Annotated in this window: 15 protein-coding genes; 4 read left to right on the forward strand and 11 right to left on the reverse strand. The window is 70.4% G+C overall.

The features are described 5' to 3' along the window. Positions 1 to 32: 32 nt before the first annotated feature. Positions 33 to 1199: a hypothetical protein gene (locus QHF83_RS18370; RefSeq protein ID WP_282419161.1), complete on the reverse strand. Its 1167-nt coding sequence runs from the start codon at positions 1197 to 1199 to the stop codon at positions 33 to 35. Positions 1200 to 1382: 183 nt separating this feature from the next. On the opposite strand from QHF83_RS18370, the gene QHF83_RS18375 reads away from it, so the two are divergent. Next, positions 1383 to 2492: a hypothetical protein gene (locus QHF83_RS18375; RefSeq protein WP_282419162.1), complete on the forward strand. Its 1110-nt coding sequence runs from the start codon at positions 1383 to 1385 to the stop codon at positions 2490 to 2492. Positions 2493 to 2504: 12 nt separating this feature from the next. On the opposite strand, the gene QHF83_RS18380 is transcribed toward QHF83_RS18375, so the two are convergent. From QHF83_RS18380 to QHF83_RS18395, 4 genes are all read right to left on the reverse strand, one after another. Then, positions 2505 to 3713, reverse strand: a complete 1209-nt coding sequence (locus QHF83_RS18380; protein WP_282419163.1) for an alanyl-tRNA editing protein — start codon at positions 3711 to 3713, stop codon at positions 2505 to 2507. A 13-nt stretch (positions 3714 to 3726) separates the two neighbouring features. Then, positions 3727 to 4761: a hypothetical protein gene (locus tag QHF83_RS18385; protein ID WP_282419164.1), complete on the reverse strand. Its 1035-nt coding sequence runs from the start codon at positions 4759 to 4761 to the stop codon at positions 3727 to 3729. Then, positions 4728 to 6359, reverse strand: coding sequence for a serine/threonine-protein kinase (locus tag QHF83_RS18390; RefSeq protein ID WP_282419165.1), 1632 nt, complete (start codon positions 6357 to 6359; stop codon positions 4728 to 4730). Before QHF83_RS18390 ends, QHF83_RS18385 begins: the two co-directional genes overlap by 34 nt. 177 nt (positions 6360 to 6536) lie before the next feature. Further along, on the reverse strand, positions 6537 to 7190 hold the full coding sequence (locus QHF83_RS18395; protein ID WP_282419166.1) for a hypothetical protein: 654 nt from the start codon (positions 7188 to 7190) through the stop codon (positions 6537 to 6539). A 142-nt stretch (positions 7191 to 7332) separates the two neighbouring features. On the opposite strand from QHF83_RS18395, the gene QHF83_RS18400 reads away from it, so the two are divergent. Next, positions 7333 to 8466 carry a hypothetical protein gene (locus QHF83_RS18400; RefSeq protein WP_282419167.1) on the forward strand — a complete coding sequence of 378 codons (1134 nt, stop codon included), beginning with the start codon at positions 7333 to 7335 and terminating at the stop codon, positions 8464 to 8466. Between the two features lies 1 nt (position 8467). Here QHF83_RS18400 and QHF83_RS18405 read toward each other — a convergent pair whose 3' ends face one another. The 5 genes from QHF83_RS18405 to QHF83_RS18425 all read right to left on the reverse strand — a co-directional run bounded on the left by QHF83_RS18405 (position 8468) and on the right by QHF83_RS18425 (position 13655). Further along, positions 8468 to 10831 (reverse strand): PAS domain S-box protein, encoded by a 2364-nt coding sequence (locus tag QHF83_RS18405; RefSeq protein WP_282419168.1) that lies wholly within the window; start codon positions 10829 to 10831, stop codon positions 8468 to 8470. 170 nt (positions 10832 to 11001) lie between these two features. Next, positions 11002 to 11172 (reverse strand): hypothetical protein, encoded by a 171-nt coding sequence (locus tag QHF83_RS18410; protein ID WP_272424098.1) that lies wholly within the window; start codon positions 11170 to 11172, stop codon positions 11002 to 11004. A gap of 75 nt (positions 11173 to 11247) precedes the next feature. Next, complete coding sequence (locus tag QHF83_RS18415; protein ID WP_282419169.1) at positions 11248 to 11565, reverse strand: PEGA domain-containing protein; 318 nt, start codon at positions 11563 to 11565, stop codon at positions 11248 to 11250. Then, the gene (gene guaA, locus QHF83_RS18420; RefSeq protein WP_282419170.1) at positions 11565 to 13121 is read right to left on the reverse strand and encodes a glutamine-hydrolyzing GMP synthase; all 1557 of its coding nucleotides are present in this window, start codon (positions 13119 to 13121) and stop codon (positions 11565 to 11567) included. Before guaA ends, QHF83_RS18415 begins: the two co-directional genes overlap by 1 nt. A gap of 57 nt (positions 13122 to 13178) precedes the next feature. Then, the gene (locus QHF83_RS18425; RefSeq protein ID WP_282419171.1) at positions 13179 to 13655 is read right to left on the reverse strand and encodes a hypothetical protein; all 477 of its coding nucleotides are present in this window, start codon (positions 13653 to 13655) and stop codon (positions 13179 to 13181) included. 39 nt (positions 13656 to 13694) lie between these two features. On the opposite strand from QHF83_RS18425, the gene QHF83_RS18430 reads away from it, so the two are divergent. After that, complete coding sequence (locus QHF83_RS18430; protein WP_282419172.1) at positions 13695 to 14585, forward strand: hypothetical protein; 891 nt, start codon at positions 13695 to 13697, stop codon at positions 14583 to 14585. A 74-nt stretch (positions 14586 to 14659) separates the two neighbouring features. Next, positions 14660 to 15427: a glucose 1-dehydrogenase gene (locus QHF83_RS18435; RefSeq protein ID WP_282419173.1), complete on the forward strand. Its 768-nt coding sequence runs from the start codon at positions 14660 to 14662 to the stop codon at positions 15425 to 15427. 7 nt (positions 15428 to 15434) lie between these two features. On the opposite strand, the gene QHF83_RS18440 is transcribed toward QHF83_RS18435, so the two are convergent. Next, positions 15435 to 16022: a Uma2 family endonuclease gene (locus QHF83_RS18440; protein WP_282419174.1), complete on the reverse strand. Its 588-nt coding sequence runs from the start codon at positions 16020 to 16022 to the stop codon at positions 15435 to 15437. Positions 16023 to 16117: the final 95 nt, after the last annotated feature.

Raw genomic sequence — 16117 nt, forward strand, 5'->3', positions numbered from 1 at the left:
GGTCGGTCCGTCTGGGCCGTCCGCGGAGAGGCTCAAGGCGTGAGCGTGCAAGTGGCCGTGCTGACCGCGCCGGGGGCGATCTCGGCGGTGCACGTGGCAGTCAAGGTCACAGCGCCCGCAGCGTCATGGCCGACGAGCTGGATGTCCGCGTAGGCACCGGGACCGAGCGGCGCGAAGCGGACGGACTTGTTGCAATCGACGGCGTCCGCCTCGAGATCGCCAGGCGCGCCGAGGATGGCGTCGTACGTCGTGACGTTCTCCTTCGCGCACGAGGTGCCCGCGGCCGCGAGGACGTCCGCGAGGGAGAGGTCGAGCGCGCCGTCCTTGCTCAAAGGATCGCAGAGCGCATGGACCACGAGGCCTTCCACGGTGAGCGCCGTGCAAGAGGCGCCCCACAGGACCGGTCCGCCAGTCACGGCGCGAGCCTCGACGCGGAAGCCGTAGCTCTGGCCAGGCTTGATGTTCTGCGTGTACGGCGCAGGCGCGGGGCTCGTGCAGGGGAGGTTCAAGAGCGGGGCCAGGGCCGGATCGGTCGGGCGCACGTCGAAGCTCGCGACGTCACCGATGATCACGGGGTTGCCCTGCGGATCGAGCGCGGCCTGCGTGCACGTGAGCTCGAGGCCAGGGATGGCGCTCGTGCCGGCGAGCGTGGCGCGGGGATTGATGAGCACGCCGGTCTTGGTGGAGAGCGGCGCGAGCTCCTCGCAGGTCTTCGGCGTGGAGCGGACGTTCTGCTGCGCGGTGAGGTCCTCGCAGTAGGTGGACCAGAGCGGCGCGACGGGGCCCGCGGCCGGCGCGGCGCGGCGGACCATGCTGCGGCTGCCGGAGGAGCTGCCGCCGACGGGCGTGAGCTCGGCAGCGGGGATGTCGTAGCCGTCGACCTGGACGCGGTAGGCGTGGCCGACGAGGATCTGCCGGAAGATGACGCTCGCCGTGCAGGTGACGGGCGGCGAGGAGGGGAGCGGGAAGGGCGCAGACGCGTCGGTGACGTCGAGGACGGTGACCACGTAGCTCTGCATGGCGCCGCTCGCGGCGGAGCAAGGCACGTCGCCCAGGAAGAGGCTCGGGTCGACGAGGATGCTGGTCGGCACGGTCGTCGTGGCATCGAGATCGATGTCGGTATCGGACGTCTCGTCGCACGCCGTGCTCGCGAGGGCGAGGGCGACGAGCGTCACGAGCACGAGGGGCCGGCGGCGCATGGGGCCGGCGTAGCCGATGGCCCGGCTCGATGCCAGGCAAAACACACGCGCCCACCGCGCGCGCCCCGGGCGTCCGCCGCGGCGCTCGGGGTGCGGGTGGACGGGCCGCCCCAATCGTGATCTGCTCGATCGCGGGCGCGCGCCGTGTTCTCCGCGCACGGTCCTGCCCTTTCAGGAGGAGCGATGGCGGTTCGGAGGAGCGCTACGCGTGGGCTCTTCGTCGTACTTTCCGGGGCGGCCGGGTGTCAGGTCGTGGCGGGCATCCCGGACGAGCTCTCGCTCGGGGCAGGCGGCGGAGGCACGGGCGGCGCGGCGATGTGCGTGCGCGACGAGATCCCCGAGCCGCCGACGGCGGCGGGCGCGGGCGGCGAGGGGGAGTTCGTCGTCGCGCTGCGCACGATCGACATGGAAAAAGGCCTGAACGACGCGCTGCCCGGGCTGAACCTCGACGGGCTGTGCTCGTGCACCGAGGACAAGCGCGGGTGCGAGTCGGTCGATCCGTCGGACGACAAAGGGTACTGCGACGACGACAGCGGTCACGACGCGGCGAGCTACGCGCTCTTCGGCGCGCTCGCGTACCTCATGCAGGTGGACGACATGTCGAGCTTTCTGCGCGGGCTCGCCGAGTCCGGGCAGTGGAGCGTGCTCCTCCGCGTGCGAGGCTACAGCGGGGGGAGCGACGACGATCAGGTGGAGGTCGGCTGGTACGGGAGCCTGGGCCTGTCGACATCGCCGGAGTGGCAAGGCGCGGATACGTGGTCGATCCGGCAGGAGTTTCTCGCGCCGCTCCCGATGGATCCGTACGCGCCGCAGTTCGTCGACGGCGCGGCGTACGTGACGGGCGGCAAGCTCGTCGCACGGCTGCCCCAAGCTCCGCTGGTGATCACGGACGGCGCGCTCACGTCGATACGGGCGGCGCTGTCGAACCTGGTGCTCGTGGCGCGGATCGATCGGACCGCGGATGGACGGTACCAGCTGCGCGAGGGCAGGATCGGCGCGAAGCTGCCCGTGTCCGAGCTGTTCCCGACGCTCGCGAGCTTCCGCGACACGAAGGGAAACCCGCTCTGCACGGATGCGACGCTCTACCCGGCGACGCGGCAGATCACGTGCCGCGCAGCCGACGTGCTGCTGGCCGACGCGACCGACAAGGACACGCCCTGCGAGGCGCTCTCGTTCGGCATGAACTTCGAGGCGGACGCGGTCATGCTCGGGCCGGTGTTGCAGGCCCCGCCGAGCTCCGGGGGATGCCCGGTGGAGACCGATCCCATCACCGACGCATGCAGCAACCTGTGAACGGGCGTGTGGTCAGCGTCCGAGGCCGGCGAGCGTCGCGGCCGCGATCGTCTTCCAGTCGATCCCCGCGGGCAAGCGGCCCTCGGCGCGCTCGGGCCTGCCGCCGCCGCGCCCGCCCGCCGCGGTCGCCGCGCGCTTCAGGAAGGCGCCGCAGTCGAAGTCGCTCGAGGGGCCGCGCGCCGCGAGCACGATCGTGCCTCCGTCGGCCTCGCCCGCGAGCAGCGCGACGAGATCCCCCTCGGCCGTGATGCGCCCGGCCACCGCGCGCACGAGGTCGAGCGAAGCATCCTCGATGACGCCGATCACCGCCCGCTCGCCACGCGCCCGCGTTTCCTTCACGAGCGCCTCGGCGATCGCACCGGCCACGCGTCCCCGCACGCGCCCGAGCGCCTGACGCGCCTCGTCGAGCTCGCGGCGCAGCTTCTCGATGCCCGCGGGCACGTCCTCCGGGCCGCAGGTGAGCTCGCGGGCGAGCGCGCGCACGACGTCCGCCTCGCGGGAGAGCTTCGTCCGGGCCCGCACGCCCGCGGAGAAGGTGACGCGCATCTTGCCCTTGTACCGCTCGAGCCCGTCGATGCGAACGAAGCCGACCTGCGCGGTGTTCGTGCAGTGCGTGCCGCCGCAGGGCGAGACGTCGAAGTCGCCGATCGCGACGACACGCACGTTCTCGTGCACCTTGGGCTGCCGTCGCAGCGGGAGCGCGCGGAGCTCGTCCTCGGAAGGGAAAAACGCGCGGATGGGCGCGTCGTCGTCGATGACGGCGTTGACGAGGGCCTCGGCCTCGGCGACGGCGCGCTCGTCGAGGGCGGCGACGTCGAGGTCGATCGTGCACGCGCTCTCGCCGAGGCGCGAGGAGACGGTCTCGGCGCGGGCCACGTCGGCGAGCGCGCGCGAGAGCATGTGCTGGCCGGTGTGCTGCGCCATGTGGACGAGGCGGCGCGGCTTGTCGATCGAGCCCGAGACTTCGGCGCCGATCGCGGGTAGTGGGCCTTCGAGCACGTGATGGATGCGTCCCTCGTCGTCGACCTGCACGTCGACGACGGCGGCTTCGTCGAGGCGGCCGCGATCGGCCATCTGCCCGCCGGACTCGGGGTAAAACGCGGTGCGATCGAGCAGCACGCTCGGGCGGCCAGCGTGGGTCTCGTGGGCGATGACGACGCCGCGGAACGAGAAGAGCTTCGAGTCGTCGTGGTAGAGCGGCGAAGAGCGAGGTGTGGCCAAGGCCGAGGAGCTCCTACGGGCGAGACGCGGGCAGGACGTGATCACGCAGGATGTCGGGCAGGAGCCGGAGCTGGCCGCAGTGCGCGTCGCCGTCCGAGCCCGCGTATCCGCGGAGGAAGAAGTGGTTCTGATCGTGGGCGCGCGAGAGGCCGAAGGGATCCTGCGCGGGCGGCGTGGCCGGGACGTCGGCGCCGATCTCGCGCAGGAGGAACGTGCCCGTCTCGAGCGTGGAGGCGTAGTCGGGCGTGGGGACGGCCGTGTGCGTGACGAAGAGGAGAGGGCCGCCGTTCGCCGCGGCGCGCGCGAAGGACGAGAAGGGCGCGAGCTCGGTGGGATCGGGCATCTTGGCGCCGGACGTGTAGCTCGCGTAGAGCGAGTCGAGCAGGATGACGGCGTCGACGTCGTCGCGACCTCCCGCGAGGATCCGCGAGATCGCGCCGTAGCCCGCGCTCCACGACGAGAGGACGATGCTGCGCGGGCGCGCGGCAGGGTTTTTCGTGGCGAGCGCGACCTCGCGGCTGATCGCCGAGAGCATCGCGTCGAACGTGCCTTCGGATTCGAATGTGCTCTTGTAGCCGCTCGACAGCGTGCCCGTGTCGAGGCCGGCGATCACGAGGCCGAGGCCGAGGGGCGCGAGCTGCTTGCGGATGGGCTCGGTGCCGTGGAAGTGGACGAGCAGATCGAAGCCGCCGTCGGGCGGGACGGTGAGGCTCGAAGGGACGAGCATGCGGCCGAGCGGGAGCGGTCGCCAGCCGAGGTAGTCGCCGAAGCCGTTGTCCGGGAAATCGCAGCCGCTACGAGGCGCGGCCTCCGAGACGAGCGCCGCGGGCTTGCCAGGCGCGCCGCTCGGAAGCGGCGACATCGTGAGCGTGCCTTCGGCGCCCTCGGACGTCTCCGTGTTCTTCGCGGTCGCGCCTTCGTCCTCGCTGCGCGCGGCGGATCCGATCACGACGATGGCGGCGCAGAGGCCGACCACCGCGAGATCGCGGAGCCAGTGGGGCGTCGTGCCCTTGCTCAGAAGCCGGGATCCGTGACTTTGGGTACCCACGTCGTGCTCGCCGGTGCCCCGGTGGGCTTTGCGGTCGCCGTGGCTGCGGGCTTCGTCGCGCCCGTGCCTTTCGTCGTGCCCGCGGGTTTGTCGTCGCGTTTCGTCGTCGCTTGGGGGTCCGCGTCTGCGGACGGGAGATCGTTGATGTCGAGGACCGTGCCTCCGCCCGTGCTCGCCGAGGACTCTGGGGCCGCGCCGGTCTGCACGGCCACGGGCGTCGCGGCTTGCGTGGGGGCGGGCGGGCTCGGCGGCGTGGGCGCCACGTTTCCCGCGGCGTTTCCGGCCGCCGCGCGTGGCCCCATCGTGGTGCGCAGGAACATGAACGTGCCCGCGAGCGAGAGCGCGGCCACCGCGCCGACGGCCATGAAGAGCCCCGCGCGCGTGTTCTTTTGCGGCGGCGTCGACGGCACGAGCGAACCCGACATCGCTCCGCCCGCGTACGATTCGGGCGACGGCGGGATGATCGAGGTCGAGGAGTTCCGCGGCATGCTCGTCGGGAAGCTCGTGAGCGCCGAGTTCATGCGCGTGATCGCGATGTCCGAGACCGCCTCGTGCACGTGCGGCTGCGCGGCGCCCGGCGACATCGCGATGCCCGCGGCGCGCTCGTCGGCGGCGCGCACGGCGTCACGCAGCTCGGCGCGTCGCTTCTGGCCCCGATCGCCCATCACCGAGCGCGTGAACGCGCCGATGTCGTCATCGACGACCGATGCGCCGGACAAGGCGAGGACACGCTCGAGGGCCGCGTCGAGCTCCAGCATCGTCTGGTAGCGCTCGTTCGGATCCTTCTTCAAGCAGGTGAGCAGCACGCGCTCGAGCTCGACGGGGAAGCTCGGGTTTTTCATGCGCGGCGGGAGCAGCGGGCGCGAGATGATGTTCTTCATCGTCGCGAGATCGTTCTCGCCGAGGAACGGGTGCAGGCCCGTCGTGAGCCGGTAGAGAACGATGCCCATCGCGAAGACGTCGGTGCGCCGATCGATCTTCTGCCCGAGGGCCTGCTCGGGCGACATGTACGGCACTTTGCCCTTGAGCTGCCCTGCCGTCGTCTCGCCGCCCGCGCGGCCGAGGGCTTTCGCGACGCCGAAATCGACGAGCTTCACGATGCCGTCGTACGAGACGAGGATGTTCTGCGGCGAGACGTCGCGGTGCACCAGGTTGAGGAGCTGATCGCTGTCGTCGCGCAGCTCGTGCGCGGCGTGCAGGCCCGCGCAGGCCTGGCGGACGATGCGGAGCGCGATGCGCTGCGGCACGGGGACGTTGCTACGCTTGGCGGTCTTCGTGATGACGCTGAGCGCCTCGCCGTCCACCCACTCCATGACGATGTAGATCGTCTCGTCCTGCTCGCCGACGTCGAGGATCTCCGCGACGTTCGGGTGATGGATGCGCGCCGCGAGCGAGGCCTCGTCGAGGAACATCTGCTCGAACTGCGGGTCGTCCGAGAGCGACGGGAGCATCGTCTTGATGGCCACCGTCTTCTGAAACCCACGCGAGCCCTTCTGCCGCGCGGCCCAGACCGTGGCCATGCCTCCCTGTGCGATCGGCAGGAGCAGCTCGTAGCGGCCGAGCACCATCCCTGGGGAGAGCGTCTCTTGTTGGGTCATCGGAAGGCCCAGCGAACGCCGTGAACACGGCGCCGATGCGCCATCCTAGCATCCAGGCCGCTTTCCCCGCCACGAACGCGTGAAAGAGCCGTTCGAGGCGTTTCCGACGATCAGGGCGTGCCGAGGGGGCGTGTGCGGAGGGCCTCGCAGGATCGAGGCCCTCGGGGGGCGTGGAGATCAGGAGCCGGGCGGAACGGCCATGCCGAAGAGAGCCTGGTAGATCTGGCTCAGCTTCTGGTGCGACTCGCCCGTGAGCATGTCCTTGCCGTAGGGGAGCGTGAAGGGCGTGACGCCGGCGGCCTTGGAGCAGGTGAAGAACACCACGAGGTCGACGTTCGGCTGGCCCGGGCGAACGAACGAGACGCCCATGCCGGGCGCCGTCGTGCAATTGTTCGCGCCGGCCTGGAAGCTGTCCTCGTCGCCGAAGAGGTCGAGGAGGTCGTTCTTCATGTCCTCGTTCGTGACGGGCGTCTGGGCCACGATCGCGAGGCCGTTCCAGAGCGGGACCTGCTGCTGCGCGGGCGCCGGCTGCTGCGTCTGGCCGGGGATGAGGCCCGGCGGGATGAGGCCCGGAGCCGCCTGACTCAGGCCCTGGAGGAGCTGCTGTCCCGCAGCCTGCATCTCGGGCGGGATGGGCAGCCCCGGGATGCCCGGGAGCGCGCCCGGCGTCGCCGGCGTCGCGGCGACGGGCGGCGGCGGCGCGGTCAGGCGCAGCACAGTGATTTGCGCCTGGTCCATCTGATCGAAGGGCGCCGTGCGAGAGGCACAGCCCGCCGAGAGGGGGGCGACGAAGAGGGCAAGACCGAGAAAGGTGCGGAGACTCGAGTTCATCGTTTCTACCTCGCTTAGTACCACGGTTTGACGGACGAAGGGCAAGCCCAGTCGTCGGCAACGTGCTGAAACGTCGCGCGGCGCTCTCGACCTCCGACCGCGGCCGGCGTATGGTCTGCCGAGCGCTCACGGGCGCCCCGACGTGATGGAACCGGAAATCGAGCTCGAACGATTCGCCGCGTTATGTGCGGAGGTCGAGGCTGGGACGCCCCTCGAGGAGGTTTTGCGCATCGAGGCGCTCTCCGCCGAGGCATGGGGCGTGAGCCGCAACGCCTGGATGGAGCGCATGTCGCGCGAGCCAGAGGCGACACGCAACGCGCTCGAGGCGCGCTACAAGGCAGCCTTCGAAGCGCGGTCGCGGGCCATCGAGGCCCGAAAGGCGCGCGCCGCAGCCGGTGGCGGCGAGGACGAGCCGACGCCGCAGCGCCCGCACTCGGTGCCGCTCGGGCTCATGGACACCGTGCCCATGTTGCCGACGGCCGATCCGGAGCAGCTTCTCGCGAGGCTCCGCGCGCGGAGGGCCGCCGCAGCCGCAGCAGCAGGCGAGGGGGCGACGCCGCTGGCGCCTGCCGTGAAGGGGCCGCCGCCGCCGCCGCGAGAGAGCGCGCCAGGCGCGAAGGCGCCGCCGGACGAGCACACGCCGCCGATGCGACCGCGCGTCGCCACGATTCCCGATCCGCTTCCGGCGCGGCAGACGCAGCCCGTGCCGGCGACGCCCAGCAGGCCCGCGCTGCCGTTCCAGGCCGCCCCGCTTCCGCCGCCCGCGCCTCCTCCCAAGCCGTCGTCGCCTGGCATGATGGCCGCGGCCCTTCCGCCGCCCGCGCCGCCTCCCAAGCCGATCGGCGCGGCCCCGCCGCAGCCGCAGCCCCCGCCGCAGCCCGCGGGGTACGGATATCCGCCGGCGCCCGGAGCGCCGGCCGCGGCTGGACCTGCGAGCACGGGGGCGCCGGTGTCGAGCTCGTCGTACTCGCAGCGCCCGACGCCCGTTCCCATGCCGCCGACGGTGCCGCAGCCGATGACGCTCGCGGGCTTCCCGGCGGTCGCCTCGGGCCCGCAGCTCAGCCTCGAACGGTATGCGGCGTTCGCCGCGGAGATCGCGGTGAATCCCGCGGCGCTCGGCGAGATCCGCGCGAAGTACGGGCTCACGGACACGGCGCACACGACCGAGACCGAGGCCTGGCAGCGGCGGTTCGCGGCGGATCGCGACACGTACGTGCGGTACGCGACGCTGTACCAGCACTACCGCGACTGGTTCGCGTCGCGCGGGCCGCGTTGAGCTAGCGCGCCGAGACCAGTTGACGTAGCAGGGCGCGTAGCTTCGGGAGGTCGAACGGCTTCTCGAGCTGCGGGTTTCGAACCTCTTCGAGGAACGCGCGCATGCGCGGCGTGAACGCGCCGCCCGTCACGAAAACGAGGCGCGCGGCGACGTCCGGCGCGCGCTGGCGTAGCGCCTCGTGCACGTCCACGCCCGTGACGTCGGGCATCATCAGGTCGCAGAGGATCGCGTCGAACGACGGGTCCTTTTCGAGCAGCGCGAGCGCATCACGGCCGCTCGTCGAGACCACGACGTCGTGCTCGTCGGCGAGGAACATCTTGAGCGCGTTCGCGAGCGGCGCCTCGTCGTCGATCACGAGCACGCGGCCGCGGCGGGGCTTGGCCTCGGGGGGCTTCGGCTTCATGGGTGGCTTCTGGGCGAGGTTCGGCTCGTCGGCGCGGATCGCGCGCGCGCCGTCGACGGGTTTTCCGGCCGCGGCGCCGGGCGGAAGTACGACACGAAAGATCGTCTCGCCGGGCCTCGATGCTAGCTCGATCGTGCCACCGAGGCGCGTGACGATTCCCTGGCAGATCCACAGCCCGAGGCCCGTGCCCACCCCCGCGGGCTTCGTCGTGAAGAAGGGATCGAAAATCTTCGCTTTGACGTCGTCGGGGATGCCAGGCCCCGAGTCCATCACCTCGACGACCACGCGTCCCGCGTCGCCGACGTAGGTGCGCAGGCGGATCAGGTTGGCCGCCGCGTTTCCTTCGGGCAGCGCCTGCGCCGCGTTGACGAGCAAGTTCACGAAGACCTGGCCGAGCCGCGCTTCGTTGGCGTCGACGAGCGGCACGTCGTCGTACTCCTTCACGAGGCGCGCGCGGTGGCGGATCTCGCCGAAGACCATGTTGAGCGACGCGTCGAGCACGCGGCGCACGTCGGTCGGCGCGATCTCGCCGTCGTCCGCGCGGGAGAACGTTCGCAAGTCGCGCACGATGCTGCGCATGCGCTCGGCCGCCTCGCGCGCGCCGTCGATTGTCGCTTCGATCTCGACGGCGAGCTGCGTGATGTCGCCCGGCATGAGATCCGCGGCGCGCTCGAGGGCTTCGACGCGTTGCTTCAGCGCGGGCAGCGCCTCCGCGGTCGCCACCGTGAGCTGCGTGAGCACGTAGGCGAGGGGGCTGTTGATCTCGTGCGCCACCCCGGCCGCGAGCGTGCCGACCGCGGCCATGCGCTCGGCTTGCACGAGGCGCGCTTGCATCTGCTTGCGCTCGGTCAGATCACGCGCGATGCCGACGATCGCCGGCGCGCCGTCGTAGTCGACGTCCAGGCTCACGACCTCCGCGTGCACGACGGATCCATCACGACGGAGCAGCCGGTACTCCTGCGGCGAGACCGACGTGCCGCGCTCGAGCTCGGTGTGGTGTTGGTCCTGCGTGGGGCGATCGTCGGGGTGCACCGAGTCCCGCGCGAGGCGCCCGATGAACTCGCCCGCGCGCTCGTAGCCGAGGTACGTGACGAGCGCCGGGTTCGCGTAGATCCACCGGCCTTGACGCACCACGCCGATGGCGTCGGGCGCGCGCTCGATCAGCGCGCGGAACCTCGCCTCCGATCGCTTCAGCGCTTCCTCGGCGGCTTGCTTCTCGGTCACGTCCTCGACGAGGGCCGCGACGCCGATCACCACGCCCTGCGCGTCGACGAGCGCCGCGGCGGACCACTCGCAGCAGATGATCCGTCCGTCCTTCCGTCGGTTTTCGTTGCGGCTCCGCTCGACACCCGTCTGCTGGAGGAGCCCGTCCCACAGCGCGCTGACGAACGGCCAGGCGCTGTCGGGCACGATGAAGCCCGGCTCGCGCTTGCCGATGGCCTCCTCCTCGGTGTAGCCGAAGATCCGCGTCGCCGACGGGTTCCACTCGAGCACCTCGAAGCGCGTGTTCCACACGATCACGCCAAGGGGGCTGCGCTTGACGTAGAGCGCGTGGCGCTGCTCGCTCTCGCGCAGCGCGGCGAGGGCTTGGTTTCGACCCGTGAGGTCCTCGACCACGCCCATGCCGCCGATGACGACGCCGCTCGCGTTCCGGAGCGGGCAAAGGCGCATCGAGACCCACACGACGGCGTCGCTCGTGGTCGCCTGGTAGCGGCCCTCGTACGTGCTCGACTCGCCTTCGAGGGCACGCTCGATCGAGGGCAGCACGGTGCGGTCGCGCAGCCCGTGCATGTCGAAGGACGTGAGCCGCTCGTTCGTCGTCTGGAGGAGCTGTACGAAGCGCGCGTTCCACGTGGTGAGCCGGAGATCCCGGTCGTACAGGAACACGCCGACGGGCGCCTGTTCGAAGAGCGTGCGGTAACGCTCCTCGGATTCACGCAGGGCCTCGCTGGTATCGTTCATCTAGAACCCCGACGCGGGTGCGTCGTGCTGCGCCAGCATGCCAAAAGGCGAAGCCTTACGGACGGAAAAAGGCGTCGACCCCTCCCGTTGTGGGCGAGGTTGACGCCTTTTCGTCTCGGATCAGCGTACGCGCCTTTCGGCGCGTGCCGGCGAGGGGGCCGAACGTCCGGTCAGGACGCCTGTTCGGTCTTCGGGGCCTTCTCGGCCTTGGTCTTCTTCCGCGCCTCGGCGTCCAGCAGGCCAATACGCGCCTTCTGGCCGCGCTTGATCCGCTTCTTCTTCAGCGGCGTGGAGAGCCACTCGTGCCGCAACCGGATGTTCCACTTCGGGGTATTCGCCATGTCTGTCCTCGGGGAGCGCGGGACGGTAGCGAAACATCCCGCAGAGTCAAGTCCTTCTTGCCCGGACAAGCCGGATCAGTCGGGGATTTTCACGAGGTCCACCTCGAGGCGGATCGGCGGATCCCCCTCGCGGGCCTCGACGAGCTTGTCCCAGGGGAAAAAGCCCGGCTTCTCCACGGTGATCCGGTGCTTGCCCGGGGGCAGGGCGACGCCGCGCTTCGCCACGAACGCGAGCGCCCCGATGTACATGTCGTCGATCGTGACCGACGCGTCCGGGGCGTTGCCCTTCACCCGCAAGGAGACCGTGGCCGGCGCGCTCGGCGCGCACGCGGCTGCGAGGAGGGACCACCCGACGAGGGCCGCGAGGGCCCCGCGTTTCGCGCTCGTTTGCATCATTCCCATTCGATCGTGGCCGGAGGCTTCGACGAGACATCGTACACGACGCGGTTGACGCCGCGGACCTCGTTGATGATCCGCGCGCTCGTTCGTCCGAGCACCTCGTGCGGGATCCGCGCCCAGTCGGCCGTCATGCCGTCCTTCGACTCCACGGCGCGGAGCGCGATCACCTCGTCGTACGTGCGCTCGTCGCCCATCACGCCGACGGTGCGCACGGGCAAGAGCACGCAGAAGCTCTGCCAGATCTTGTCGTAGAGCCCCGCCTCGCGGATCTCCTCCTCGAAGATCGCGTCGGCCTCGCGCAGGACTTGCAAGCGCTCCTCCGTGAGCGGGCCGAGGCAACGCACCGCGAGGCCCGGGCCGGGGAAGGGATGCCGCCAGAGCAGGTGGTGCGGGATGCCCATCGTCGCGCCGACCGCGCGTACCTCGTCCTTGAAGAGCTCACGCAGAGGCTCGACGAGGCCGAGCTTCATGCGCTCGGGCAAGCCGCCGACGTTGTGGTGGCTCTTGATCACCGCGCTCGGGCCCTTCGCCGAGACGCTCTCGATCACGTCCGGGTAGAGCGTGCCCTGCACGAGGAAGCGGCAATCCTCGATTTTCTTCGCCTCCTCCTCGAAGACCTCGATGAAGACACGGCCGATCGTCTTGCGCTTCTGCTCGGGATCCGTGACGCCGGAGAGCGCGTCGAGGAAGCGCGCGCGCGCGTCGACGTGCACGAGCCGGAGGTGGTAGTGGTCGCCGAACATCTTCACGACCTGCTCGGCCTCGCCTTTTCGGAGCAGGCCGTTGTCGACGAAGATGCAGACGAGCCGATCGCCGAGCGCGCGGTGACAGAGGATCGCGGCGACCGAGGAGTCGACGCCGCCCGAGAGGCCACACACGGCGCTCGCGTCGGGGCCGACCTTCTGGCGGATCACCTCGACGGACTCCTCGACGAACGAGGCCGGGGTCCATGTGGGCTCGAGGCCGCAGACGTCGAAGAGGAACGCTTCGAGCAGGTCCTTGCCGCGGCGCGTGTGCGCGACCTCGGGGTGGAACTGCAGGCCGTAGATGTGGCGCTCGTCGTCGGCGATCGCGGCGAACGGGGTCGTGTCCGTGGTGCCGAGCGTGGAGAAGCCCGGCGGGAGCTCGACGACCTTGTCGCCGTGGCTCATCCAGACGTCGAGGACGTCGCCGTCGTTGAAGCGTCCGAAGACGCCGGCGGCGCGGGTCGTGCGGACCAGCGCCGGCCCGTACTCGCCCTCGGTGCCGCGCTCGACCTTGCCGCCGAGCAGGTGCGAGAGGAGCTGCATGCCGTAGCAGATGCCGAGGATCGGGATGCCGACGGAGAAGAGCTCGGCAGAGATGTGCGGGGCGCCTTCGCCGTAGACGCTCGACGGTCCGCCCGAGAGGATGATGCCGCGGGGGGCGAGCTCGCGGATGCGCTCGATCGGCAGGTCGTAGCGGTAGACCTCGCAGTACACGGAGGCCTCGCGGATCCGGCGGGCGATGAGCTGGGTGTATTGCGAACCGAAATCCAGGATCAGGACGAGGTCCCGTCGGCCAGTGAGCATGGTCGCCGCGCTAGCACTTTTCGCGGGAGGGGGCGAGCCGGAGAGGGTGAGAAGCGGCTAGATGGGAATGGGCGTCGGGACGAACGAAGTCATCCCCGGCGGAACGGGGACGTCGGGGTGTTTCTCCAGGACGGCCGCGAGGGCCTTGGCGAGCCGCTCGCCGTCCGCCGGATCGCTGCCGCGCGCCGAATAGAAAACCGCGTACTTTCCGGCGAACGCAGGCGGCGCGGGGCCGCCGTCCGCGGCGAGCGCGACGGAGAGGCGCACGACGGCGCGATCCTTTGCGCAAACGAGGGTGAGGACGCCGTCCTGAACGGCGAGGATTTCGCGCACGGTAAAACCGTCGAGTGTGCTGCCGGGCGCGAGGGGGGCGACGAGGGCGAGCTCGGCAGGGCTGGCGGGGCGGGGTGGGGACGCGGGTCGGGAGGAGATGACGGGGGTCGGCGAGGGATCGGCCGGGGCGTCGCCGCCGCGGGAGCAGGCGGGGAGGGCGAGGAGCAGGGCAGGGAGGACGAGCGAGCCAGGCCGGATCACGAGGGCGAGGGTATCATCCCGGTGTAGGCTGGGGCTCGCATGGATCGCGCGGGCTTCGTGGCGTTGCTCTTCTGTGTGCCGACGGTCTCGGCTTGCGAAAGCCCACCCGCGTCCGCGCCCGCTGCCGCGTCCGCGCCCGTACCCGTTTCCGCTTCCGCCGCGGTGTCTGCGCTCGCGTCCTCGTCCTCGTCCGCGCCCGCGCCCGCGCCCGCGCTCACGTCCGCCTCCGCCATCGTCGATCTGCCCATTCCCGGCCATTCCGCTGCCGTCGTCTCGCTTCCCCTCGGCACCACATCCAAGAGGCCCGTGATCATCGCGGCGCATGGCAATTACGACCGCCCCGAATGGCAATGCGACGTCTGGCGCTCGCTCCTCGGCGCTCGCGCGAATCACGTCTTCGTCCTCTGCCCGCGCGGCGTGCGCAGGCCGGATTCTCCTTCCCCCGACGACGTGCGTTTCACGTACGAAAACAATGCCGCGCTGGAGCGCGAGATCGACGCCGGCCTCGCGGCGCTTTCTGCTGCATACTCCGATTTCGTCGATCCGGGACCGGTCGTCCATGCGGGGTTTTCGCTGGGCGCGATCCAGGGCGTGGCCATCGCGGGACGACGCCCCGAGCGTTCGCCGCGGCTCGTCCTGATCGAGGGCGGACACGCGGCCTGGAAGCCCGAGGTCGTGAGCGCATTCGCGAAGATCGAGGGCGCGCGCGTGCTGTTCGTGTGCTCGCAGAGCGGGTGCGCCGCGGATGCGCGGTGGGCGGCATCGCGATTGGAGAAGGCTGGGGTCGAGACGAAGATTGCGAAAAGCGCGAACGTCGGGCACCGATACGATGGACCGGTCGCGGAGACGACACGCTCCGCGCTGGAATGGGTGTTCGAGGGGGATGCGCGGTTCGAGGTCGAAGCAAAAGCCCCAGCTCCTCGGCCGTGATGTCCTCCACAAGCGATGGTTTGCCGCTCATCGCGCTGGTAAAACCGGGAGGGAATTGGTAGCGTGCCGCGGCCATGGGGAAGCTGACAGACAAGGTTGCTATCATCACGGGAGCTTCGGGGGGCATCGGGACGGCGACGGCCGCGCTTTTTTCGCGCGAGGGAGCCAAGCTCGTCCTGGTCGGTCGCGACGAGGAGCGGCTGCGGCAGGCCGCGGAAGGGTGTGATCCCGCGCGGACGCGCGCTGTCGTGGCCGACGTCCGAAAGATCGAAGATACGGACCGGTACGTCGACGCGGCGATTCAGGCGTTCGGCGGGGTCGACGTCCTCTTCGCGAATGCGGGGGCCGAGGGGAAGGTCGCGCCGATCGTGGATCTCGACGTATCGGTGCTCGACGATCTTCATGCGATTCACGTGCGGGGGACGTTCCTCGGCATGCAAAAGGTCATTCCTCGCATGCTGGAGCGGGGCGGGGGGAGCATCGTGGTGATGTCGTCGACGGCGGCCATCACCTCGTTCCCGGGGTGCGCCGCGTATGCGGCGAGCAAGGCCGCGGTGCTCGGGCTCGTGCGCACGGCGGCGGCGGAGCTCGCGCCCCAGAACATCCGCGTCAATGCGATGGTCCCGGGCGGCGTCGACAACCGCATGATGATGTCGTTCACCGAGCAAATGGCCCCAGGCCACGCCGAGGAGTTGCGGGCGGGCTATCGGCAGATGATCCCGGCGAGGCGCGTCGCTACGAATGAAGAAATGGCGAAGCTCGCGCTGTTCCTCGCGTCGGACGATTCGAGTTATTGCCACGGAGCGAGCTTCGTGGCGGATGGGGCGATGACGATCGTTTGAGGCTCGGTCAGGTCGCTTCGCTGCTCGGCGGGCGCGGCAAGAAGATTCGCGCCATCGGCAGCTCGACGGCCTCGAAGGGCGGGACGCGCGCCGTCGCGTGCTCGTCGTACGACGCGACGTTCACCCATAGACCATCGCGCAGCTCGAAGACCTCCAGAATGCGCGCCGCGGGATCCACGATCCAGTACCAGCGCACGCCGTAGCGTGCATAAAGGTTTTTCTTGGTCACCCGATCGTGCGGCTCGTTCGAGGGCGACAGCACCTCGCAAATCCAGTCGGGGACGACCGGAATCGGGAGGACATCCGGATCGGGCAGCCGCTCGCGACGGACGCCGACGAGGTCCGGGCGCACGATGTCGTGCCGGCCCAGCGCGACATCTACGTCGAGGAAGATCCACCAGCCGCCGGGGCCGCCGAAGCCGTCGTCGTCGTGGAACGGTTTCCCAATGAACACGCGCAGGGTCCCCTGCACATTCGAGTGCCTCGGGCGCGGCGACGGCAGCGTCACCAAGCTGCCCCCGATGATCTCGGCCTTCTGGTCCTCGGGCAGAGCCAGCAGATCCTCGTACGTCGCGAACTTCCGAGCAGCGTCCATGGTGCCGCAGCGGATCCTAGCAGATCCCGCTCCACCCGCGCGCGCCTGTCCGTACCTGTTTCTCCCGTGCGAGTTGGCCCGTCCTCGCACCCTCG

Source organism: Polyangium sp. 15x6 (assembly GCF_029960785.1).
GTDB lineage: Bacteria > Myxococcota_A > Polyangia > Polyangiales > Polyangiaceae > Polyangium.